Source organism: Paenibacillus sp. GCM10027626, from assembly GCF_042676285.1.
GTDB lineage: Bacteria > Bacillota > Bacilli > Paenibacillales > Paenibacillaceae > Paenibacillus_Z.
The window spans coordinates 40690-64098 of sequence record NZ_JBHTHC010000028.1; the positions used below are offsets into that span (position 1 = coordinate 40690).

At 52.0% G+C, this 23409-nt stretch carries 16 protein-coding genes; 1 reads left to right on the top strand and 15 read right to left on the bottom strand.

The window, feature by feature from the left end:
• Positions 1-128: 128 nt before the first annotated feature.
• From ACFQ0N_RS33480 to ACFQ0N_RS33535, 12 genes are all read right to left on the bottom strand, one after another.
• Positions 129-1214 (bottom strand): glycoside hydrolase family 99-like domain-containing protein, encoded by a 1086-nt coding sequence (locus ACFQ0N_RS33480; RefSeq protein ID WP_379334462.1) that lies wholly within the window; start codon positions 1212-1214, stop codon positions 129-131.
• A 46-nt stretch (positions 1215-1260) separates the two neighbouring features.
• Positions 1261-2085, bottom strand: a complete 825-nt coding sequence (locus ACFQ0N_RS33485; protein WP_379334463.1) for a carbohydrate ABC transporter permease — start codon at positions 2083-2085, stop codon at positions 1261-1263.
• On the bottom strand, positions 2086-2964 hold the full coding sequence (locus tag ACFQ0N_RS33490) for a carbohydrate ABC transporter permease (RefSeq protein WP_379334464.1): 879 nt from the start codon (positions 2962-2964) through the stop codon (positions 2086-2088). It lies immediately after the preceding gene.
• Between the two features lie 150 nt (positions 2965-3114).
• Positions 3115-4530 (bottom strand): ABC transporter substrate-binding protein, encoded by a 1416-nt coding sequence (locus tag ACFQ0N_RS33495; RefSeq protein ID WP_379334465.1) that lies wholly within the window; start codon positions 4528-4530, stop codon positions 3115-3117.
• Positions 4531-4626: 96 nt separating this feature from the next.
• The gene (locus ACFQ0N_RS33500) at positions 4627-6189 is read right to left on the bottom strand and encodes a response regulator transcription factor (RefSeq protein ID WP_379334466.1); all 1563 of its coding nucleotides are present in this window, start codon (positions 6187-6189) and stop codon (positions 4627-4629) included.
• The gene (locus ACFQ0N_RS33505; protein ID WP_379334467.1) at positions 6186-7928 is read right to left on the bottom strand and encodes a sensor histidine kinase; all 1743 of its coding nucleotides are present in this window, start codon (positions 7926-7928) and stop codon (positions 6186-6188) included. Before ACFQ0N_RS33505 ends, ACFQ0N_RS33500 begins: the two co-directional genes overlap by 4 nt.
• Before the next feature lie 79 nt (positions 7929-8007).
• A complete protein-coding gene (locus ACFQ0N_RS33510; protein ID WP_379334468.1) occupies positions 8008-8232 on the bottom strand; it encodes a hypothetical protein in 225 nt (74 codons plus the stop codon).
• Between the two features lie 129 nt (positions 8233-8361).
• Positions 8362-10920, bottom strand: coding sequence for an apiosidase-like domain-containing protein (locus ACFQ0N_RS33515; RefSeq protein ID WP_379334469.1), 2559 nt, complete (start codon positions 10918-10920; stop codon positions 8362-8364).
• An 81-nt stretch (positions 10921-11001) separates the two neighbouring features.
• The gene (locus tag ACFQ0N_RS33520) at positions 11002-12702 is read right to left on the bottom strand and encodes a type 2 periplasmic-binding domain-containing protein (RefSeq protein ID WP_379334470.1); all 1701 of its coding nucleotides are present in this window, start codon (positions 12700-12702) and stop codon (positions 11002-11004) included.
• A gap of 84 nt (positions 12703-12786) precedes the next feature.
• On the bottom strand, positions 12787-13683 hold the full coding sequence (locus tag ACFQ0N_RS33525) for a carbohydrate ABC transporter permease (RefSeq protein ID WP_379334471.1): 897 nt from the start codon (positions 13681-13683) through the stop codon (positions 12787-12789).
• Between the two features lie 39 nt (positions 13684-13722).
• The gene (locus ACFQ0N_RS33530) at positions 13723-14652 is read right to left on the bottom strand and encodes an ABC transporter permease (RefSeq protein WP_379334472.1); all 930 of its coding nucleotides are present in this window, start codon (positions 14650-14652) and stop codon (positions 13723-13725) included.
• A gap of 179 nt (positions 14653-14831) precedes the next feature.
• Positions 14832-17081: a helix-turn-helix domain-containing protein gene (locus ACFQ0N_RS33535; protein ID WP_379334473.1), complete on the bottom strand. Its 2250-nt coding sequence runs from the start codon at positions 17079-17081 to the stop codon at positions 14832-14834.
• 325 nt (positions 17082-17406) lie between these two features.
• Between ACFQ0N_RS33535 and ACFQ0N_RS33540 the strand changes: the two genes are divergently transcribed.
• A complete protein-coding gene (locus ACFQ0N_RS33540) occupies positions 17407-18051 on the top strand; it encodes a FecCD family ABC transporter permease (protein WP_379334474.1) in 645 nt (214 codons plus the stop codon).
• A gap of 810 nt (positions 18052-18861) precedes the next feature.
• Here ACFQ0N_RS33540 and ACFQ0N_RS33545 read toward each other — a convergent pair.
• The 3 genes from ACFQ0N_RS33545 to ACFQ0N_RS33555 all read right to left on the bottom strand — a co-directional run bounded on the left by ACFQ0N_RS33545 (position 18862) and on the right by ACFQ0N_RS33555 (position 23395).
• A complete protein-coding gene (locus ACFQ0N_RS33545) occupies positions 18862-19431 on the bottom strand; it encodes an SF0329 family protein (RefSeq protein WP_379334475.1) in 570 nt (189 codons plus the stop codon).
• A 544-nt stretch (positions 19432-19975) separates the two neighbouring features.
• Complete coding sequence (locus tag ACFQ0N_RS33550) at positions 19976-21721, bottom strand: hypothetical protein (protein ID WP_379334476.1); 1746 nt, start codon at positions 21719-21721, stop codon at positions 19976-19978.
• A gap of 120 nt (positions 21722-21841) precedes the next feature.
• Positions 21842-23395 carry a hypothetical protein gene (locus tag ACFQ0N_RS33555; protein WP_379334477.1) on the bottom strand — a complete coding sequence of 518 codons (1554 nt, stop codon included), beginning with the start codon at positions 23393-23395 and terminating at the stop codon, positions 21842-21844.
• Between the last annotated feature and the right edge of the window lie 14 nt (positions 23396-23409).

A 23409-nucleotide genomic window follows, 5' to 3' on the forward strand; every position in this document is an offset into this window, starting at 1 on the left:
GAACGGGAAAACCTACCGCAAATTAATGCAGTAGTGCAGCGTTGTAACGTCGCAGTAGTGCAGCGTTGTAGCGGTGCAGCAGTGAAGCGTCGTGGCAGCGGTATTCAGCCAGCGCGCCGTCCTCCGTCTCAGGGACGAAAGACGCTGTGGATCGCCTCCAAATAAGCCATGCCGTACTTCGTGTCCGGTTCGAGATACCCCCCTTCCGTCCATTCGTTCCAGGCGTATATCGTCAACATCGGAGGCTTTAGCCGCGCGCGGTCGACGTAAGCCTTGGCCTTCCGCAGCGCCTCCTCGAACGCTCCCGGCGTGTTGCCTGCCGCAATCGGGGTGTAGGGATACTCCCCTCTGCTGTACGGCCGGTCCGGATCGCAGCGCGGACTCGGATCCCAGCCCATCGTTACGTTCGGATAATAGGGCACGGAGGCGAATCGCGCCTGCAGCCCGTCCCACATTGCCGTCGCTCCCTCCGCCCATCGGACGTAATCGGCGTCCGGGAACGTCTCCGGCTCCAGGTGATGCAGCCATACATACGACGTCACGCTGTCGATGCCGAACCGGTCGAGCAAGGCATTCGCATCGGACCCGATAATCGCTTCATGCCGTGGATTCAAACCCCATTCCACGAGATTGAGATGAAGGCCCGCGCAGCCGGCAGCCTCCGCCTTGCGGCGGAAATCCGCCAACGCGTCGGCCGTCTCCGTGATGCCGCCCAATCCCTTCACGAGCGTCATGCATTCATAGATCGAGAAATACGGCTTGCCGTCGATCGTCAAATAGTTGTCGCGGCCGAGATAGGCGCGAATGACGTAATCTGTCATCATGTCGAACCGCTCCCGCGACACCTCGTTATGATTCGCCCACATCAGCGCGAACTTCAGCCGGTCATGGTTGCGTGCCCGCAAGAACCCTTCCTCCAGCGCCCGCTGCAGGAAAGGGCCCTCGCCCCCGCCCATGTCCCAATACCAATCGTACAGGAACGACGTGATGCCGTGATCGGCGGCCGCATCGATCTGCATCTCCGAGACGCGGGGATCGGCTTCGTCGATCTCTCCCCACAACGGCGTCTTCGGCTGCTCATGCCCGGGGAACCGCGGCTTCGCGCTGCGCATTGACGGCCATTCCGTCCAACCCTTCCCCTTGCTCGCCTCATTCTTCGGATCCGCATGCCATTGCGGGAAATAATAAACCGCAACCTCATAGCCGCTCTTCATCGCGTTCGCCCTCCCATTTACGATGTCATTTTGTTGGATTTTACACTTACCCCTTGACCGAGCCCATGACGAGCCCGCGCAGCATATGTTTCTGCGTTAGCACGAACAGCAGCAGCAGCGGCAGCATGGCCAGTACGCTGATCGCGAACACCGGACCGAAGTTGATCGACTGCTGATTGAACATGAACTGTACGATCATCGGCATCAGAGTCATTTTTTCCGGTGAGTTGAGGAAGATGAGCGGCGTCAGGAAATCGTTCCAGATCCCATACACATTCGTCAGGATGAACGTCCCGGTCGCCGGCAGAAGCAGTGGGAAAATAATGACCCAGAACATCCGGAACGATCCGCAGCCGTCGATGTTGGCCGACTCCTCCAGCTCGCGCGGAATCGACTTCGTGAACGCCGCGTAGAGGAACGAAGCGAACGGGATGAAGCCGGCCGTGTACAGGAAGACGAGCAAGGTCCGCGTATTGATCAGCTGAAGGAACGTCGCCAGCTTGAACAGCGGAATGAGCGAGCCGACCGTCGGAATGACCATGCCCGACATGAACAGGTAGAAGCAAAGCTGAAAAATCCGCTCCTTCCGGCGCGACAGCGCGTAGCCTGCCATCGAGGCGACGAAAATCGTCAGCGCCAGCCCGCCCGCCGTCACGAGCAGCGAATTGAGCAGGCTGCGGAAAAATTCCTCGCCCAGCGCCTGCCGGTAATAATCCAGGTAGAGCCGGTCCGGCAGTTGCAGCGGCTTGTAGAAAATACGCGGTTCCTTGAACGACATCAGCACGAGGTACAGGACCGGCAGCAGAAAGAAGCAGGCCGCGACGATCAACGCGATTTCCGTTCCGACGGAGGCCCGTTTGGATCCGTTCATCTAGAGCTCGACCTCCTTGCGGCGGGTTGCGGAAAGCTGCGCGATCGAGATGACGACGATGAAAATCGCCAGCACGATGCCTCCTGCAGTCGCATAACCGTAGTTGTTGTCCCTGAACGCCGCATTGTAAACGGCCAAGAACAGCGTATACGACGAGGTGCCGGGACCGCCGTTGGTCAGAATGTACGGCAGGTCGAACAGCTTGAGCGCGCCGACGACCGTCAGGAAGAGCACGATCGTGACCGCGGGCATCAGCATGGGCAGCGTGATGTGGCGGAACAGCGACCAGCCGCGGGCCCCCTCGATTTCCGCCGCCTCGTACATGTCCTGCGGAATCGCCTGCAGGCCGGCCAGATAAATGATCGCGCAGTAGCCGATCGCCTGCCACTGCGTCAGCAGAATAATCGCCGGGAAAGACGTCCGCACGTTGCCGAGCCAATCCTCGGTTATCGCCTCCAGACCGAGCCGGCCCAGCATCTCGTTGATCAGTCCGTCGTACTGCAGCATCTGTCCCCAGACGACAGAAGCGACGACCAGGCTGATGATGACCGGCAAGTAGAACGCGGTCCGGATAAAGGCGCGCGTCCGGAATTGCCGGTTGAGTAGCACCGCCACGAGCAGCGCGAGCGGATTTTGCACGACGAGGCCGAACGCGGCCATCTTCAGCGAATTCCACAGCCCGTCCGTCATATGCGGATCTTTCCAGATATGCGCATAATTCGCAAAGCCGATGAACGTCGGCTCGCCCATGCCGCTCCAGTCGGTGAACGAATAGTAGATGCTCTGCACGAACGGAACGTAGAAGAACAGAATAAAAATGGCGGCGGCGGGGATCAGGAAGAGGATCGCCGCCCAATAAGCCCTGCGTTTTAAATTCATCGTTTCCGTATCCTCTCCGAAGTAATGGCGCGTCCGGCCACGGCGCGCGTGCAAGGCCTCTTGGGCTCGGGCGCGCGCCGCAGGTCCGGACGCGAAGCGGCTTGCCGGCCGACCGCGCAGGTCAAGGCGCGGGGGTATGCCGCAGGCAAATCAGCTTTGCGGAAGCACGACGGTCGCTTTGTCCTTCGCCATCGCATCCTGCGCCGCCTTCAAGTCCGCCGGGTTGAATTTGACGCCGGAGACGACCTTCGTCAGCACATCGACCATCGCGTTGGCGCTGCTCGTCGGTATGAACGAGGTAAGCCCGTAAGGAAGCGTCAGCCCGCCGTCGAGATACTGCTTCACCGCGTCCATGACCGGATCGGCGAATTTGACGTCGATGTCGGTGAACATCGGCAGTCCGCCTTCGCCCTCCAGCCACGGGCCCATCACTTCGGGACTGAGCATGAGCGCAACGAGATCCTTGGACTCCTGAACCAGCTTCGTCTTCGCGTTAATGCCAAGCCCCGTGCCGGAGCTGAACGTCAGACTGTGTTTGCCCGTCTCGTCCATGAACGGGAAGAAGCCGATCTGGAACTTGTCGTAGCCGCCTTTTTCAATGTTCTCGGCGTTCGCCGACGGCATCCACGGCCCCTGCACGATCATCGCGGCTTCGCCGGAAGCGAACAGCTGCGCCGATTGCGGCCAGTCGATACTCAGCGCGTTTTTATTAAAGTACCCTTTGCTCTTCATCGTGTCGACGTGCTGGTATACCTTCTGGATGACGGCGTCGTCGAAGGAAATCGTGCCGTCGTACAGCTTCTTGCCGTAATCCGCATCGTTCGGGAACGTGTAGGCCTGCAGCCAGTTCATCAGAAACATGTTCGCGGTCCATAGATCCTTGAAACCGAGTGCGATCGGCGTCTTGCCGTCGGCCTTGATCTTCTCGCAGGCGTCGAGGAATTCCTGGACCGTCTTGGGCGGCTGAATACTCAGCTTGTCGAACAGGTCCTTGTTGTACCAAATGCCGCCGCCGATATTGCCCGCTCCCGGCGCGCCGTAGAGCTTGCCCTCGTAGAACAGCGACGGATCCTTCTTGGCAGCTTCGCTCATCCGGGTTACCCAGGGTTCGCCGGAAAGATCCATCAAATTGCCCGCCTTGGCGTAGTCGAGCTTCTGATAGAACGTCACGTCCGGCGCGGTGTCGGACGCGAATTGCGCCTTCAGCTTGTCAAAATAGGTGGAGCCGAGCGTAATGTCCCATTGGATCGTTGCGTTCGGGTACAGCTTTTTGTATCCGTCCTCCACCGCTTTCTTGAACGCCACTTGATGCGAGCGCTCGTCAAGGAACCACGCGCCGGCGCGGATCGTGAACGCCTTGCCGCCAGCCGCTCCCGTCCCGCCGTTCGTCTCTCCCGCATTGCCCGCGCCGGAATCGCCGCCTTGGGCCGCGCCGTTCGTCTGCGTGTTTCCGGCGCCTTCCCCCGTGTTGCCGCCTCCGCTGCCGTTCCCGTTGCCGCCGCAGCTGGCCAGCGCCGCCACGACGATCATCATCGCCGCGAGCAGCAGTATCGCCCTCTTTTTCATCCCCGTACCTCTCTCTCGTATGTGAAATGCAAATGCAAGAACACTTGTCATTGTAACCGTTTACTCGAAAAGTGGGGATACTTGCAGTCGACTTTATCATTGCTCTGTTTTACTCTCGCTTTTGTCGGCGGTTGCCTGCAGCTTGTAGGCGCTCGGCGAGACTCCGACGACTTTTTTGAACAACAGGCTGAAGTGGGCGTAGTTTTTGAAGCCTGACGCATAAGCCGCTTCGTACGCTTTCATATCCTCCCGCAGCAGCTTCGTCTTGGCCGCCTCGATTCGCGTCAGCCACAGCAGATCGGAGAAATTTTGCCCGGTCTCCTTCTTGATCACCCGGCTCAAATACGAATAGTTTACGTTCAGCCGCTTGGCCACCGCCTGCAGCGTCAGCTCGCCGTCGTAGGCCTGCCCGATCAGCTGCCTCGTCTCGGCGACAAGCCGCTTCGGCGCCTGCTCGACCGACTCCGCGATGCGGCTCGCGCAGCTCTGCACGGCCTGCTCGACCTCGCGCATCATTTCGGTCAGGATGACGCTCGACAGCACCTTCTCCCGGATGCGCATCCGCGCCCGCGGATCGGGCTCCAGCCCGAACTCCTCAAGGACGCTCTCCGCCCGTTCGACGAGACGAAGGCAGAGATGCTGAATCTCCTGCTTGCCCGAGCCTACGGTCAGCATCATCCGATATACCTCGCGCAGTGCCTCGGTGATCCCGTCCCGGTCGCTCGTCCGCAGTAAATCCGCGATCCGGTTCGTGGAGAACGTCGCTTGCCGTTCCCGCTCGCCGCGGATCGATTGGACCGTCTCGTAAGCGATGACCGATTTCTTCCCAAGAAGCATCCGGTACTCCATGCATGCGGCGAGCTGCCGGATCGCCTCTTGCAAGCGCAGCAGCGACGGCTCGGCCAGACTGATGCCGACGGACAGATGAAGCTCCGGCGACATCGCCCCGAGCTGGACCATGCCCTTGGCGAGCTCGATCGCCTCCTCCCGCAGCGTCGCCGCGTCGACGGCGCCGCCGCGGAGCAGGACGTAAAGCCCCGCATCCGCCGGTCCCGTCCAGCAGGGAATCAGGCACCGTTCAAGCACCGGCATCACCGCCCCCGTCAAGCTTCGCTCCCGGAACGGGCTGCGTTCGTCGGACGTCCCTGCCACGGCGTCCAGCTCTGCATACAGCAGGACGAATGGCTCGTCCGGCTGACGGCGCTCCGCAAGCCACGCCCGCTTCTCTTCGTCCCGCTCCTCCGGCAACGCAAACAGCGTGAAGAACGCCTCCTGATGCTTCCATTCCAACTGCTGCTGCTGCTGCACCTGCTGCACGGCCCAGACCAAGTCCGCCGCGACGAACGGCTTCGTAATGAAGTCCACCGCGCCCAGCCGGATCGCCTTCTTCGCGTAATCGAACTCATGGTAGGCCGACAGAAAAATGATCGGCAGCTCCGGCTGCTCCCGGCGCAGCGTCTCCGCCAGTTCGATGCCGTCCATGACCGGCATGCGGATATCCGTCAGCAGCACATCTGGCCGATTGCGGCGCGCGATCTCCAGTGCTTCGGCGCCGTTCGCCGCTACCGCCGCCACGCTGCAGCGGATATCGCCCCACTCCGGCATGCCCGCGATATACTCGCGAATTTCCGTCTCGTCGTCCACAACCAATATTCTCATCCCGCCGCTTCCCCCTGCCATAGTTGTATGGGCAGCGTGACCCGGACCGTGACGCCGCCCGCGTCGCGCGCCAGCTTGACGCCATAATCGCTCCCGTAGTGATACCGGATTCGGTCGTTCACGTTGTCCATGCCTGAACCGAGTCCCCGCCGCGTCCGCTCTCGCCAGGACGTCGGCGGCTCTTCCTCCGCTTCTTCGTCACGTTCCGGCGTCTCCGGTGCATCGTTGCGTATTTCGATCGCGAGATGGAAATCGTCCTCGCGAACGGCAATGTCGATTCGTCCGCCGCCCGGCAGCCGGTCGATGCCGTGGATGATGCAGTTCTCCACCAGCGGCTGCAGAATGAGCCGCGGAACGGCGACTTTGCGGAACATCGGCGGCAGATCGACGGAGTAAGCCAGCCGATCCCCGAACCGGTACTGATGAATTTGCAAATAGTTCTCCACGAAAACCAGCTCCGTCTCCAGCGGCACGAAGATATCGCCCGGCGTGATCGAGAACCGGAAAATGCCGGACAGCTTTCGGACGACGTCCGGCACGTATTTCGCCTTCTCCGGCGACTGCGAGATCACGCTGATATATTCCAGGATGTTATACAGAAAATGCGGGTTGATGTACATGCGGATTGCCTTCAGTTCCGCTTCCCGCACCTTCAGCTCGTTCTTGTAATTCGTCTCGATGAGCCGCTCCGTGCGCGTAATCAGCTGGTTGTAGCCCCGGCAAAGCATGGCGATCTCGTCGCTGCCTTTGACCTGCTGGTAGATCTGGTATTCCTCCAGTTCCGCCTTGCGCATCAGCCGATTGAGCCGCCGGATCGGATTCGTGATGCGCCGCAAAATGGCATGCGTCGCGACGACGACAGCCAGCCACGCCGCTAGCGTTACCGCCAGCGCGAATAACGCCTGCTTCTTCACGAGCGTGCTCGTCCCCGCTGGTGCCAGCCGAATGTATTGGAATTCAGCAAACTGGGACTTCTGCCGGACGATGAGCGAGTTGCCCACGCTGCCCGCGGCCGCCAGCTGCCCGATGTCCGTCGGCCTCTTGCTCGACAGAACGAGATTGTCGGCATTGGCGATGTAGAACGCCCCCGGCTCGTACGCGTCGTACAGCTGCGTTACCTTATGCGGATCGACGGTGATCACCAGCATGCCGATCTCCGTATCGGGGGTCATTTTCGCCTCTTCGGCATACAGCTTCAGGTCGCATGCCATCCGCCCGTGGTCGGTGAAGAAGGCCCACTGCGGCACGCCCTTGAATTCGAAGGGCAGCAGCCGGAAGGCTTCGACATACTGTAACCGTTTTCTTTCATCCGTGGAATAAATCGCACCGGCTTTGTTGATGAGGTAGATGTTATCGATGAACTCGCCGACATGATTGCGCGCCTGCTCCAGCTCGGACTGCAGCATTTCCGCCGCGGCGTTCTCCAGCCGGCTGCGATCCTCGCCCGGCTCTTCGCCCCCTTGCCGGGCATCCCGTGCAAGCAGGGACAGAATCGCTTCCTGCTCGCCGAGCTTCGAAAGCCGCTTGCGCACCTCGTAGAGCCGCGCGTCGATTTTGCTCGCGGTTTCGTTCAAATTTTGCTGCACCGCTTCGGTCTCCTTCTTCTCCAGCAGCTGATCGGACCGGACGTAGAAGGCGGTGCTGACGATGCCAAGCGGCACGAGCGTCAGCGCCGAGTAAATGATCAGCATCTTGTACAAGAGACGGGACCGGACCGTCTGGATGAACCGGGTCGGCATGGCGGCGACCTCCTTGCGAATGGGATTGCAGCGCGTTCCTGACGCTTCGCTTGTCTCAAGGCGCGGCTTGCGCGCGGTGTCAACCGGCGAAGGCGGCATGAATCGGCGTAACCAAATTATAAATGCCCGGAATGAGCCTGTCATCCTCTTCGCCGCCATCCCCGACAAAAAAACACCCTCCTTCGGCCGCTTGGGTGAAGGTGCGGTGTTCGGGTCCGATTTCTGTAAGGCAACTTTCGACCGTCCACCCGTTCTGCGCCCCCCACATACAACGGCTGGTCGGATTCAAAGATGATTGCGTCATCCACGAGATACTCCCACTGTTCATCGCTTGAGAGAGACAGACTTCTGCGATCGTCGGCATAGGCGAGAAATCCCTCGAACAGGAATGCTCCCTGGCTTGTTCTCCATACAGAAGCAGGCCCGCTTGCACCTAACCGAAACGGTACGATTCAAACAAGTCTAACACTTGCTCTGCCGACAGCGCCTGGTCATAAATACGGATATCATCGATCATTCCTGCCGTATAATCGATATTCCCAGCGGTCTTGGCGCCGATCCGGATTGGCTCGTCGGAATTCAGCATAGACCCGCTCATTTCTATACTCGTCTTTTGCAGCTCTCCATTCAGGTATAGCTTGGAATTAGCGCCGTCATATGTGACCGTGAGATGTTGCCATTTATTCTTCTGAAGCGGCAGCAGCAAAGAAGACGAATTACCGCTATACCACGAATTGTTGATCGTACTCATCGCGTAGTGTCCTCCTCCATTCGGAGTGATTACAATACGAAATGAATTGATCGTATTTCCATCCTGAGCCTCTTTGCCAATGATGGAGTAATTCTGCTGCGGATAGGCTTTCAATTTCAACCACATCGAGAAAGTGAATTGCGATTTGCCGCCAAGCAGGTCGTTATCGTTGATGACCACATAGTCATCAACGCCATCCAGATCAAGCGCTCCGCCGACAACACCGCCAGAAACGATATTCGCTCCGTTTAGCAATTGTGCCGGTTCGCCAAACCCTTCTCCTAACGATGTATCATCTTCCTCAATGCGATCGAATGACCAATACGCAACGGGATCAGGCAACTCGCTGCTGTCAGGCCCTCCATCCCCTACACCGGTCGGATTCGCAAGCGAATCGATAATGGCTTGCTGAATGACCGGATCAAGGCTGCCGCTGTTGCCATCATTGCGCGCATAGTGTTGCCACCCTGGTCCCCAGGCTGACGTTCCATCCAACATCCAACCGCTCATCCAACTCGCTATCCATTCGGACACCCAGCCCTGCTTTGTCTGCTTCTTCACCAACAGCACCCAATCGGCATCGCTTGGTTTCGCTGGAATCGACCAAGTTCCGGTAGAGGACTTGACGACCATTGGTATCGGGTAATAGTGACCGGTTCGCGGATCGAACCAGGAAGCCGTATAGGCCGCGTTCGCCTCCATATTTCTCAGCTGTCCTGTCCCCGTCCCACTGTTGAAGAAGAAGACGACATACGTATCCTGACCGTCGGAAGACAACAGCGACCGACTCGGATCAACAAAGCTGGAATAAGTGCTGTCGTTGAACCTCGGCTGCAAATTCCACCATTCTAATGAAGTATAGAAGTTTTTGAAATAGGTTAGCTGGTCGCCTGTCTCCAGATTAGCGCCGTCATACCACCAGTAATAATGTTCCGGAATATGGTAACCGGTGCCGTAATCGGCAGGCTCATCGGTCTTCGAATAAATATCGTTCCATAAACCGCCCGCCCCGTAACCATAGCCGTACATGCCATATTGGAACGCCTTGTATGCCTGGCCAAGCGCCTCTTTGCTATCAACCGCGAAATGGTCGTAACCCGATTCATACAATATCGCAGGCTTGGCAGGTGATTGATTCCAGAAATCCTTGGCAACAGCCATGCCGACCATGCCGTCTTTCCATTGCACCGCCCAACCGTCGTGGTACGGTTTGTCAGCCCAGCTTGAGGTAGAAGCAACCGTGGATGTGACGGTCTCCATATGAGGCATGATTGGATGATGATAGGCGTCATGATCCATCAAGCTTTGCCCGACCGCGTACCATTTTTTGATTGTTTCGCTGTTAAAAGCGCCGAGCGCGTTTTTATCGATTTCCTGTGCAATTGTCCAGATGACTGGGTAAGCGCCATAACGTGCTACCCAATATTCGGCAATCTTGGCCATATACGCTTCTGTGTACACGGGATAATCCGCAGGGTCTTTAACCCACGACACCTGAGCATTCGCGTGAACAAGACCGCGATCGGCAATATAAGCAAATTTGCGATCGAGATTGCGAAATCCCTCCAGATCGGCTTCTGTGAAACCGTCGCTCAAATTGGCAACTGCTTCTTCGTCCTCCCCCGCGTGCTCGCCTCCGCCATGCGGCTGCCAGATGGGTTCAGACTGATACACGGTGAAGCCCTGATTCACTCTCTTGTCGACAACATATTTGAATTGCGAAGCAACACCCGGCGCATTGGATGTATCAAACCGTTCATGCGGCAATACCCAATGCGTATCACCCAAATAGAAGAACGGCGTACCGTCATTATAAGTAAGATATCTGCCATCATCGGAGGTTTTCAGAAATCCCCGTTTGTAGATTTCCAGGTCTCCTGTGTACTTCTGAGCATGAACTTTGCCAGTCTTGTTGTTCAGCCCCGTATTGGTCGTATCCGAAGCCGAAATCTGGTAAGTCCAGTTGCCCTTCAGTGTGGGCGCGAATCTTACCTTCCAGGTATCCCCTCCATCCCAATAACCAGGCCGTGTAATGACCGTTTCATTCGGCCCGACAAAGGTGGCGGTAATCGCAACTTCAGTTAGGGGATCCGTATAAGCGATTGTGCTTGTCAGTGTAATTTCAGCAACCTTCCACACCTCGGTATTAATGGTGCCAATGTTATTGCCGCTAGCCATAACTGGGCTATTGGAAACTAACAGGGACATCATCACAAGCATAATGATCAGTTTCCTGTACACTTTTTCGCAACCTCCTATTTTTGGAATTCGCCTTCTTGCGAATGTTTGCAAGAAGGCGATCGTGCAACTTTTTCTACCTGATTACAAATTTTTCATATAGTCGTCATACCCGGACTGATGAATCTGAACGTATTCATCAGCACCAAGCTTCTTCATCTGAGTGAAATAATTGTTCAGGTTATCTTCAGTCAATGCCACTTGGCCCGTAATGAACTTGGCCTCCATCGTGGCGGCATAATCGCTGAGCGGTGTATACAATTCGTTAATCCGCTTGATCTGATCATCTGAAAAGTAAACATCGGGATAGTTCGGCACTACATAAGGAGCAACCTTCTCCTTCATTGACCCTTCCCACCACCGCGACGTTTCGCTCTGCTGAATATTGGCTTGATGTACTTCGTTGAACAGTTCGACTTTATAGACGACACCAAGCTGGTTGCTATTGAAAGGGCTGAGCAAATTCCGATAGTCCCAGGCGCTTTTTATCCCGTTCGGATAGTCGTAATCAATGTTATTTTGCTCATTGACAAACCAGCCGTTGTAGCCCAGTTCGTCTTCGCTGCCTTTCTCAGGGCCAATGTAGAATTCTAATGCGAAATCATCTTTGAAAAACCGGTCAGCGAAGCTTATGGCGACTTCCGGATGTTTGGCTTTCGGCGTAATCATCAGTTTTCCGATTTCGGTCTCCTGCCCTCTCGGCCAGAGCGGCGTCTGATTCCACTTACTGGTCAGTGGTTTAAGCGCTGTATATTCTTTCCAATGATCCGGAGCAATAACTTCCGGCGCTCCGTCTGCCGTTAAGCCTACAATGTTTTGTGAAGATTTGGCTCGGGCCTGTACTTCGGTTTGAGTAAAGATATCTTTATCCATCAAGCCCTCAGAATAAAGCTTATTCATGTATTTCAAATATTCGCCATAGAGAGGATCCGCTTCAGGAAGAACAACTTTCCCGTCCTTGACCGCCATTCCCATGAATCCCGGCTGGTTGAAGCCTAGCGCGGCGGTCACAATCATGCGCTCTTCAAATCCGTGGCCCCAGGATCCGCCAAGCGGAATCTCATCGGCCTTCCCATTTCCATTGGGGTCTTTCTCTTTGAACGCCTTGAGTACCGCATACAGATCGTCCAACGTCTCAGGTTCCTTTAACCCGAGCTTGTTCAGCCAATCTGTATGAATGAAGACGCGATTCCACGTCAATTGCGGATACTTGAAATAGGAAGGCAAACTGTAAATATTCCCGTCGGGTGAAGTCACAGCCGCCTTCAGCCGCGGATTCTCTTCAAAAGCTTTCTTAATGTTAGGCGCATATTTGTCAATCAGATCGTTCAGTGGAATAAACTGCTTGCCCACTTGACCGTATCGGATAATATCGCTGGCGCTAAAACTGGAATGGAAAAATATATCTGGCAAATCACCTGAAGCGAACAAAATATTTTTGCGCTCCGGCCATGCAGCCGCCTCAATCTGGGTCACTTTGAAATCAATGTTCCCTTTCTCTTTCATCCACTTGAAGAACCACATTTGATCGGCCGGACCGGCATTTGAGTTTCTTACCGTAACCATACTCATCGTTACCGGTTCTTTGACGATGGGCAGATTGCTATCCATATTTATATTTTCATCTATCGATTCGGACGGTGAAGCTGTGCCTGTCGGCTGATCCGTGCTCGAAGCCGAAGGTTGTGCTGTTTGTGTCGACTTATTGTTCTGGTTCCCCGAACATCCTACGATCAGGGCAATCACCGACAGACAAATTACGACACACATCATCTTTTTCCTCAATTTGAGCCCTCCTAGACAATCTCTTCGATTCAACCTTTATCTATGATCAAAAGGCACAGAAGCAGCCTTGTGTTGTTGCAGTCTCTAGCCTTTCAGCGAACCGATCATGACACCCTGCACGAAGAAGCGTTGAACGAACGGGTAAGCGACCAGCATCGGAAAGCTTGCAATGAAGATGAGTGCATATTTCATTGATTCCGCCATGTAAGCCTGTTTGGCCACATAATCGAACTCTTCGCTCGTCATCATGGAGACGTCCATCTGCAGTTGTTGGTTCATCAGCAAAATATTGCGCAGCACTAATTGTAGCGGAAACAAATCCCTGTCATTCAGATAAATCAAGGCGCCAAAAAACTGATTCCAGTGCGACACACCATAGAATAGACCCATGACGGCGATAATCGGCAAGGATAATGGAAGCGCAATGCGACATAGAATACCGATGTCTGAAGCTCCGTCGATTTTGGCTGCCTCATACATTTCCTCTGGTATCGTGCTTTGAAAGAAAGTTCGGGTAACAATCATATGGTAAATACTGATCGCTCCGGGCAATATCATAACCCAACGGGTATCCAGCATCCCCAGATTTTTAATCAAGATATAGCTTGGAATAATTCCTCCGCTAAAGAACATGGTGATCACAAAAAAGCCCATGATCCAACCCTTGCCCGCCAACTTCTTCCGGGCTAGCGCAAAGGCGCAAGTGATTGTAACAAACAAATTGACAGCCGTGCCGCAGATCGTATAAAAGAATGTATTGCGGTAGCCGATCCATATATCCGAATTTTTGAATACATTTCTGTAGGCATCCAGATTAAATCCCTGGGGAAATAACCTAATTTCCCCCCTGGCCACCAAAATGGGATCGCTTACAGAAACCGCAATGATATAAATCATAGGATACAATACGATCACAAAGATGAACATTAACAAAAAATAATTGACTGCGCTAAAAATACGATCGCCGGTCGAAGTGATCATCGCGTTTACCTCCATACAAAATCATTAGACTGTACACAACTACCATAGGCTGGTTTCGCTTCGCCTGCGAGCGATTTGATTAACGATAACCAACATGATGAAATTGACAAGCGCATTGAATAAACCAATCGCGGCAGAATAACTGAATTGCCCGCCCACTATACCAATCCGGTAAACATAGGTTTGAATTACATCCGCCGATGACATATTTAACGGGTTTTGCATCAGCAGCACTTTCTCGAAACCGACGGAAAGCAGACTGCCCATATCCAGAATCAGCAAAATAATAATGGTGGGCGCAATCCCCGGAAGATCAACATGCCATATTTTCTGCAACCGATTCGCTCCGTCTATTCGGCTTGCTTCGGTCAACTGTGGGTCAACTGATGAAAGCGCTGCTAAATAAATGATCGTGCCCCAGCCTGCATTCTGCCAAACACCCGAAAACACATACACCGTCTTAAACCATTCCGGTCTTGAAATAAAGTCGACTCTAGGTCCGCCCAGTGCTGCGATCAGATTGTTGATCAATCCTCTGTCTGAATGAAGGAACAGCACCAACATACTGACAATAACAACCGTTGAAATAAAGTGGGGCGCATAAGCAACCATCTGCACAGCGCTTTTAAATTTCTTGTTGGCCACCTCATGAATCATAATGGCGAAAATGATAGGTACCGGAAATCCTACAACGGACTGATAGAGACTAAGCCCCAACGTATTGCCAATCAAGGTCGCAAAATTGGGAGACTCGAAAAATCGAACAAAATGATCCAACCCCACCCAACCGCTTTCCCAGAACCCGTCCAACACATTGTAATCTTTAAAAGCAATTTGGACTCCATACATAGGGATGTACTGGAAAATAAATACAAATGCAAAAGCCGGTACAATGAGCAAATATAACTGATAATCCTGAAAAACCCGAGTAATGCCTTTTCTTTTTTTTAGTGATAACTTTCCAGGCAAAATGCGGTACACTCCCCTCAATGTCAGTAGCTTGCAAAAATAAAAATACAACCGCGAACGGTTGTATGTAAATAATCGAAAATTTTGAAGGTAACTCGTTTCTTCGATAACGGAAATCTGTGAGATTTCACGGCTGCATGCTCGTAAAAAAACGGTATCTTGCGCCGATCCAGCCAAGATCAGTTCTTCTGCAATTGCCGGAATTCCGCCGGTGTGATCCCCTCCAGCTTCTTGAACATCTTAATAAAGTGCGAGGGATTCGAATACCCGACTTCAGCGGTAATATCACTGACACTCTTATTGCTTTCGTACAGCAGCGTCTTGGCTTCATCCATACGCAGCTTTATAATATAATCCTTGAAGCCCAATCCCGTCTCATCCCGCAAATATTTCGTTAAAGCGTAGCTGGACAAGTTGAATTCCTTTGCAAGACTGTCGAGGCTAATATCGTATTCTTTAAAGTGAGCATCGATATAACCGAGAATATCGTGTGCGATTTGCTCCCTCTTGACTTGTCGGGATTGGCACACTTTATCACACGCCGCCTGTATGATGGGTCCGATACTGTCGATGAGTTCATCCATATTGGTCGAATTACTCCACATATTCAGATCGGAATGAGACACAGGCAGATTCAATTTATGCAAAGTTTTCAACAGCGCATTAAGCGTTTCGAAGCATACCAACTTCTCCATGATCACCGATAACTTCTGAACTCTTACCTCCAATTTCAAGTTAACCAACATTTCTTCCGACATTTCGTGTTCTCCTTGCTTGACTGCTTGCAAAAGCCTAAGCAATTGATCGGAGGGGTACCATACGTGATCGGAATATTGCTCCGTTATGTTCTGGAAGGACGCGATTGCATGGTTCATCTGGCCTGATTCGATTGCAGAAACCGCCTCGATATACGATATGCCAATCTCCTTCAGACTGCTGTATGGTTTGCCAATTCCAATTTGAACCGGAATGTCTGCTTCCTCGCATATGCGCAACAACTCTCCGGCAATTTCCCGTACATTCGTTTCAGAATCGGATTCCAGATTGCAAATGACAGCCAGATACTTCTCGTCAATTAACTCAACCGCATAAATCCCTGCGGCTTCTTCACCGAAAAGATCCTGCCGCTTCAGCAGTCTATTGACGGATGCCATCTGCTCATTGTCGGATAGTTCCGGGTTCATGATAACCATGACTACATAGTAGGGACCTTCCAACTTTAGCGAATGTTCGCACAATCCGGCTTCCACAGTACTATCCCAATGCCCCTTCAGCAGCGAATGCAACAAATTTTGCCGAATGAACAACACCTGTTCATCTGCCTTGGCCTTCAATGCGGCGTAATTGTTGACGGTGTCATGAAGCGCCATGTCGATCGTTGTCCATTCATTCCGATCGTTGCTATATTGGGGCGCCGGAAATTCCTTCTTAATGAAGTTTTTCAACTTCTTAATCGGAGAGTAATTGAGATAAGCAAAATACCATGCCGCCAAAAGGCCAAACAATAGTGAGATACATAAAACAATCATCATCCAGAACCTGAGGTTCTCCGCCTCCCGAAGCAGACTGGAAGAGGGGGTTGTCAGAATATATGTGAAGTCGCCTTCAGTTGAAACCGATTTGAACGCGTGGTAAGGCTGTTTGTTTCTATGAATCGAAAGACTATTTATATCTTCCCGATCCAATAAGGACGAGATGTCTGCTTGCCCGATCCCCGGTTCGGTTATGACTGAAAACACCAATTCGCCAGAGGTGTTATAAATGTAAAAGTTACCTTCAAATGTGCCGAGCAAATTTTCAACTCTTGCTCTAACTGCCTGTTCCGTAACGAAATAAATGATGGCAGAATCGCGGCGCAACGTATTCAAAGTAGAAATCGGATAGACATAGATCAGTGAATTGGCTGTACCAATGTTGCGATAGGGCAAAACGGAATCCGATGTAAAGAAGGGAATATCCGTCTGATCAATGAAGTGCAGAAAATTCTTCCAGTCAGGAACCGCAATCTCATAGCTGAAAAAGATGGACGGATCATATTTCCCTTCCATAGAATAGATGGCATCTTCACCCTTCGTATAAAAGAGCATGTTCTGTGCCAAAAACAAGCTACTGTTATATCGCTTTAATTGCTGGATGGCCTCCATCTCATTGACTGGAAACTGGTTCAGCGTATAAGATCTGAAAGTTTTGTTCGAAGAGATTTCTAAAGCGGCAGATGTCATACTTGCAAGTTGCTTGTCCATATCTCTTACCACTTGATGAAATTTTTCCTCATAGTTCGATTTAATTTCTTCATTCATTCGATCGACACTTATATAGAAAGTCACATAACCAAGCAGAACGAAAGGAATCAAAAAAACGATCACATTGGAATAAAAATACTTTTGAAGAACACCAAATTTATGTCTGAAGAAAACTTTTTGGAGCATTTCAACCTCCCCATTCAACTCACATTTGTAAACGCATACATATTTTCATTTCATTTCATTTCTTTACACCCAACTCGTTTCCTTTCATCCGCACACATAACGGTCAGTTTACATGTAAGCCCATACAGGTAAGGTTTACCAGACAAATACAGTATAGCAAAGGGGGGAAAGGAAGCCAAGGAGAAGATGTGGATGGCGATTCACCAGTTGAAAAAAGGGATGTTTGGAAATCACCTGCCGGCCGTTTCAATGGGATATGAAAGCATGGCGCGCCACCCTTCGCACTCTTCAACCATCCGACCTTATTGATCGAAGGGCTTAGCACTTGCGCCGCCGCGGCCTGGCTTTGGATAATGCACGCATCCATCATGCCAAGATGATTCAACCCTTTTTGAAGGAACACAGTGAGCGCGTTTGCTTGTTTATTGGAGGGACCATCATCCCTTTTAAGGAAACACTTCTGTTACTCGCCGGCAAGAACGATGAAGCAAGCGACCTCATCATTATACAGTTCCGTTTGCCGCGCATCCTCGCTACCATATTGATTGGGGCTGCTCTGGCGGTTGCCGGTGCGATGCTTCAAGGCGTCATTCGCAACCCGCTGGCCTCCCCCGATCTGCTCGCCGTGACGGGAGGAGCTTCGGTAGCTGTCGTCGCATTTATGACGCTGTTCACCGGATACAGCATTCACTGGGTACCATTCACGAATTGGAAATATACGGAGGTTCTTTGGCCGTGGGTCGCCGTGTTTATCCCATTATCCATCCTTTACGCCAAAGAGCTGAACGTACAATCACTGGGAGAAGCGACGGCTGTCGGACTCGGGAGCAGGCTTCAGCTCAGCCGGATAGTCTTGTTGTTTTACTGCGTTGCGCTCGCAAGAGCTGCTGTCGGCATTGCAGGCATGATCTCGTTTATCGGATTATTGGCGCCGTATATGGCGAGAAAGCTTGTCGGTCAATTCGTATAAGCTGGTCATCCCCGTATCAGCAATGCTTGGCGCCATGATATTATTGCTCGCAGATCTGGCTCGACGAATGCTCTTCCTGCCGCTCGATATCCCTGCACCATTATTTCATGCGCATGTCTTACCTTGAGAAGAAACGGCTGACGCCGTCCTTGGCGCTATCGCCAAGTTTTTTCTTCTAACACCGGAGTTCAGGGGGTAAAAGCTCTGAAGGAGGGTCGTCTGCAAAGCGGTTTCATCTAAATGGAAGCCACGGACCTTATTTCGTCAATTCCCTTCCTTTTTGAAATCTAACGGAACTGAGCGATCTTAATTAGACGTTTTCTTGCGAAATCGGGCTCATCTTCATCAAATAGCGGCTCACAGTTCCGTTACAATTTCAAATCGGTCGAAAATTCGCAAATAGCGGCTGTGGCATCCGTTAGCATTCGTTCATCACGAACGAAGCGGACCCGAGCGGACCGTGGATCCGTTATCTGTGAACAAACCTGCCAAAATGGCTTCCTCGCGGACCGTAGATCGGTCTCAAAACGCCGCGAAAACCCGGCAGAACCAGCAAATTACGGATCCTGTGTCTGCGAAACCTCTGAATTGTCGATATTCGACAAAATAGCGGATCGTGTGTCCACTTGGCTAAGAAACACTTTACGTTAAGGCCACACCAGCCAAAATTTTATAAATTCTATACCATTGAGAAGAAACGGCTGCCGGCGTCCTTGGCGCGAGGCAAGTTTCTTCCCCTGAAATTTTATAGAATTTATCAGGTAATACATATAAATTCTATAAAATCAGAAAGATGTCCCTTTAATATATTCATAACGTACTAAGCCGCAGCTCATAAAAATACTGCACAACGGGATGCTTCAACTTCATCTTCTCGCTCATGTTTAAAATTCGCTTTTTTCCAACCCGTCTGTCCACCAAAGCCAGAACATTCAATAAAATATCTTGACTCTCTATGCTTTCCTCGATAGAAGTGGATAAAAACTTATTCGCTGCAACGACAAAATTTGATTTACTTAATGCTGCCTGTGCCGACAAAAGCTCCTTGGCATGTTCTGTTATTTTCCTGTTTCTCACAATTACTTTCAGACGATCCTCCGGAACGTTCCCCTGGGTCTCTTTTCGGACTGCTTCCATTTCTTCATTGCTAATCGGGATTTGGATATTAGAATCATTCTTAATCTCCAGCTCCGTCTGATACCATTTGATTTTGTTCGTCGTATCACTCATATTAAGTACGTTCTTTTTGTCTACCATAATATAACAAAGTCCTGCTTTATCAGGTAAATAACGATAGCTGGTTGCCCGGTATTCGAACCTGCCATATAACGCAGGGCAGAGAAAACCCTCCAGATTTTGTTTCAATTTGCTCCAAGACATTGTGCTCTCTCCTTGTTCGACCTTAATAACTGCCTATTGAGGCAGCGGCAGTCCTTCTATTATCCATCATACAATAACCAGTGTCCAAACCTCTATATGCAAATGAAAACTCCTCCACTGCTGGGGATCATGCTTGCTATAAAAAACGGGGCCGACCCGGACATTTGCATGACCTTGAGTCGCCCCCTTTCGTTTTGCCGTTTACGGCAAGATGCCCGGCAAGTTGTAATGCCCCCATTGTCAAGACACGATTTTTGAGGAATAAGTTATCCTAGTCTCATCCAACAGCCTGAAAAAATACAAAAACACCGGGAATTCCCGGTGTTTTCAGGTTTATTTTATGGTGTAGCCAAGAGACGTTATCGTCCAGAAATTGTACAGTCGCCATTGTTGACGGACGTTTGGCTCAACGCATTGTCTGCCACACTCCAGCTCCCTCCGAACGTCATCCACGCCGGCCGCAGGCTGCTGCCGCTGAAGCTGTCACTAAACAGTGCGGACCTGCGCCTCCGTCATTCCCGGGCGCTGTCCAGGCCAACACCGCCTAATTGTCCGTAACCGAAGACACTTTCGAATCCGTTACTGTGCCCGGCGCAATCGTATCCGTAGTCGAAATTTGCAAATACGTATCATCTGCCCGAAACGTTACATTGTTGGTCCACATGTAATACTCGTACCGAATCGTTCGGGTTGCCGATAACAGCGAAACGGTTTGCCCAAAAGATGCCCAACTGGTCGTCGTGCTGATCGGGAGTGAGTCCGTTTGGATGATCGTCCCGCTGCTGTCAAACTGGCGAATGATCAAAGATAAGGAGCCGTTGGCCCCTTCGGACATAAACTTCCCGCCGAAGTGCAAAATGCCGCTCGTACCGCCAGTGATTGACACATCTTGATAGATGCTGTTCGTGCCAACACAGGTGCCGCCGCAGTTGCTTGCCATATAAGGTGTGCCATCCGGCGAGTTGTTCGGCAACCGGTAGACTGCCCAGTTTGTTCTCGGGCCCAATCGGTTCCAATAATCCGAAGTCGACATCCCAAAATCGCTGTTTTTCAGCAAATTGATGGACTTCTCCAGACGATACCAGTAAAGCCCGTCATAGTTCGCATCGTTCGAACGGCGGCCGTATGCCAGATAGATGAAGCCGTCGGTCGGATCTTTATAAAGCCCCGCATATTGCACATTGCAAGGAAGAATGCCGTTCACATCTTCCGAAGCCCGGCTGGAATAAATGACCGGATTGCCGCGCGGGAACTGATCCCAGGTCGTGTTCGTCAAGGAATTGCTGCGAAACAGCCCGTAATCCCAGTTTTGATTGGACGTGCAAACCAGATTGATATCGGCCGCTTCCACCAGATGGTAATAGTAGCTGCCTTCCTGTATCATGCTGCCAGCGCCGCCTCCGATTGAGCTCCCGGTCGCCCAGCTTTCACGCCAGCCTGCCGAATCGTAAAGGGTGGTAACCGCGTCCGCCGGAACGCCTTGCGACGAATCGCCGGCGATCCAGGTATGGAAATCGGCCGTCTTGGCGATGCCGCGATAGCCGTGAACGCCATCGTAGCCGTGGAAGCCTACCCAATAATAAGTACCGTCATACTTGAAAATATTAAACGTGCCCTCGTCTTGAACTTTACCGGGTCCGCCTGCAATCATCGAACAATTTTTCGTTGACGTATTGCAAATCTGATTCCATAGCTGCCCTCCGGTTATAACGGGATTTCCGCCGGTCGGCGCGATCGTGAACAAGCCCATCGGATCGGCGCCTGAACGGGAGAGCATACACCCCTTCCAGCTCGTGCCGTCCGAACATTGAAACAGGAAATGCCACTGGTTCTCGGCCGCATTGTAAATCACATCGCCGTCGGTAGCGTCGCAAGAGTACGGAGTACCGGCAACATGGGGAAGGACAACAACAGGTGCCGACCATGTGGAGCCTTTATTGGTGGACTTGCGCACCTGCATTTCCAGCGCGGTTCCTCCCGAGCAAGTCGAGTCGGGCACATACTTGCGATTGAACAAGTACCAGGTGCCGTCGCTCATCATCTTGACCTGGGCGCCGTCGAAATAGCTTTTGAACCCGGTGCTTGCCTGCGTATCCTTGCGCAGAAACACCCAATCGGCGTTGCCGTTCCAATAATCGGCCATCGTGCCAGGCGTGCCAGTGCCGATGGCTGCATGCGCCGTTGACGACAACGGCGAGGTGCTAGGTACGAAAGCGATAAACGACTGCATGATGAAAGCGATTCCAATAGCAATAAGCCAAACGTTCCTCAGTCTGATCTTGGCTAGCATACAATCATCTCCCTGAATCAAGAGTGAACTTCGTTCTTTATTTTCTTCCTTGACGCTGCGTTCCTTCTGCATGGATATCAAAGCCTGCCTGCTAGCCACCTGCCACCTCAGGTCGCTAAATTAGGGAAACAAAGGCTGTTCTATGCCCGCCGGCTTCACGTCGAGTACCTGATTTCCTCTCCATTTGATTGTGAAGTTTGTATCGAGAAGAGTCTCTTCCGTTACATTCTCCGTCAAATCAAACTCTATAATTACACTAGAATTCTGTTGCATATGATCCATCAGGATATATCCGTTTTCAATCTGCAGACGCTTTCTATCCCCATCAATCTGCACGGATAAACGATGTTCGTCTACCCAGAGGGGAACTCGCACACTTAAAGCGCACTCCCTATGGATAGTAATTTCTATTTTACCGGAATCGGGAAGAAAGCTCGTAAGCGTAATTTCAGGGGTCCGAATATCGAAAAACAGATGGATGATCACCTGTCTTTCTTTCCTTTCAACGATGGATTGATAATATGCGCACAATGCCTGTACCGCCCCGGAAGTAATATCCATCGTCGCAATATCGATTCGTTCACCCGGCAAAAACCTGTCATTCACAAGCGGAAATCCAAAACTGCCTCTCGCCCTCGCGCGAATGTTTTTCAAACCATCTTCCGCGCCATCGGTATTTTCCGGCAGCGATTCCGCATCCATCAGTTGGGCCGGGAGCAAATGGCTTCGCATAAACCTCTCCGCGTCCTCGAAATAACGGGCGTCACTGTGTTGGCCCAATAGCAAAGCAATTTGGATCAGGTCGCCGGTATTGTTCGCTTCGCCCCTGTCGGATTGACCGCTTACAAGTTCCGAACACCACCCCGTGTCGCTTCTGAACGTTCGAAGCCCGCGGTCATAAATTCTTTTGCAGTGGTCGATCATGTTTTGGTCGGCTATGAAGATGGCGTATTCCAGAATGGATTCGACCGTAGACGTAATCGAATGTCCATGATCCCCTGCCGCCTCAGTCAGATCCCCTTCCGGCGTAAACGCGGTCTTCAAATTATAATTCGCGTAACGAGAAGCCAGTTCAAGCGCAAGCATGCTCCCGGTTTCACAATGGTACCGGACAAGCGCCCGGACAAAACGGCCGCTCGTCATGGGGGGCGGTCCTTCCAACCCTTGCAGTCTGTCGATTATCCCTTCTTGTTCCGCTAATTTAGCAGAGAAAGCTCCATCTTTCGTGGTTAAACAAGTAAGCTTGACCAACATACGATCCGCTACTTCCCTTGCCCTTGCAATGCTTCTGTACTTGATTAATGCCACCAGACCCAACAAGCCTTCCCGAATATTATGCATCTGGATAAAACGTTGGCCTTCTTTCTCATAATCGACATACGAATTAAGGCCGTCCCGATTGGAAAATGACGCGAAATGATAAAAGGTCAGCGCCTCTTCGACTTCTGCGGGAATCGGAATGCCCGTAATAGACTCAGCCGTCAAAAGCGCATCCAACGCCCTCCCAGTGCAATGCGGAATGCCGATCGGTCCAGAATGATCCAACCGGATTCGACCATCGGGATGTTTGGTCATGACGAAATAAGGCTCGTTCATCCTATCCTTGTCGATAGAAAATCCGATTAAACTGCCCATTCCCGCTTCTATTCGATTTCTTATGTCCGTCGTTGACACGTTCATTTCTCCTT

What these genes read in the sequence shown, in the direction of transcription:
- ACFQ0N_RS33480 (WP_379334462.1), bottom strand. Translation starts at nt 1,214, where the DNA reads ATGAAGAGCGGCTATGAGGTTGCGGTTTATTATTTCCCGCAATGGCAT.
- ACFQ0N_RS33485 (WP_379334463.1), bottom strand. Translation starts at nt 2,085, where the DNA reads ATGAACGGATCCAAACGGGCCTCCGTCGGAACGGAAATCGCGTTGATC.
- ACFQ0N_RS33490 (WP_379334464.1), bottom strand. Translation starts at nt 2,964, where the DNA reads ATGAATTTAAAACGCAGGGCTTATTGGGCGGCGATCCTCTTCCTGATC.
- ACFQ0N_RS33495 (WP_379334465.1), bottom strand. Translation starts at nt 4,530, where the DNA reads ATGAAAAAGAGGGCGATACTGCTGCTCGCGGCGATGATGATCGTCGTG.
- ACFQ0N_RS33500 (WP_379334466.1), bottom strand. Translation starts at nt 6,189, where the DNA reads ATGAGAATATTGGTTGTGGACGACGAGACGGAAATTCGCGAGTATATC.
- ACFQ0N_RS33505 (WP_379334467.1), bottom strand. Translation starts at nt 7,928, where the DNA reads ATGCCGACCCGGTTCATCCAGACGGTCCGGTCCCGTCTCTTGTACAAG.
- ACFQ0N_RS33510 (WP_379334468.1), bottom strand. Translation starts at nt 8,232, where the DNA reads ATGACGCAATCATCTTTGAATCCGACCAGCCGTTGTATGTGGGGGGCG.
- ACFQ0N_RS33525 (WP_379334471.1), bottom strand. Translation starts at nt 13,683, where the DNA reads ATGATCACTTCGACCGGCGATCGTATTTTTAGCGCAGTCAATTATTTT.
- ACFQ0N_RS33535 (WP_379334473.1), bottom strand. Translation starts at nt 17,081, where the DNA reads ATGCTCCAAAAAGTTTTCTTCAGACATAAATTTGGTGTTCTTCAAAAG.
- ACFQ0N_RS33545 (WP_379334475.1), bottom strand. Translation starts at nt 19,431, where the DNA reads ATGTCTTGGAGCAAATTGAAACAAAATCTGGAGGGTTTTCTCTGCCCT.
- ACFQ0N_RS33550 (WP_379334476.1), bottom strand. Translation starts at nt 21,721, where the DNA reads ATGCTAGCCAAGATCAGACTGAGGAACGTTTGGCTTATTGCTATTGGA.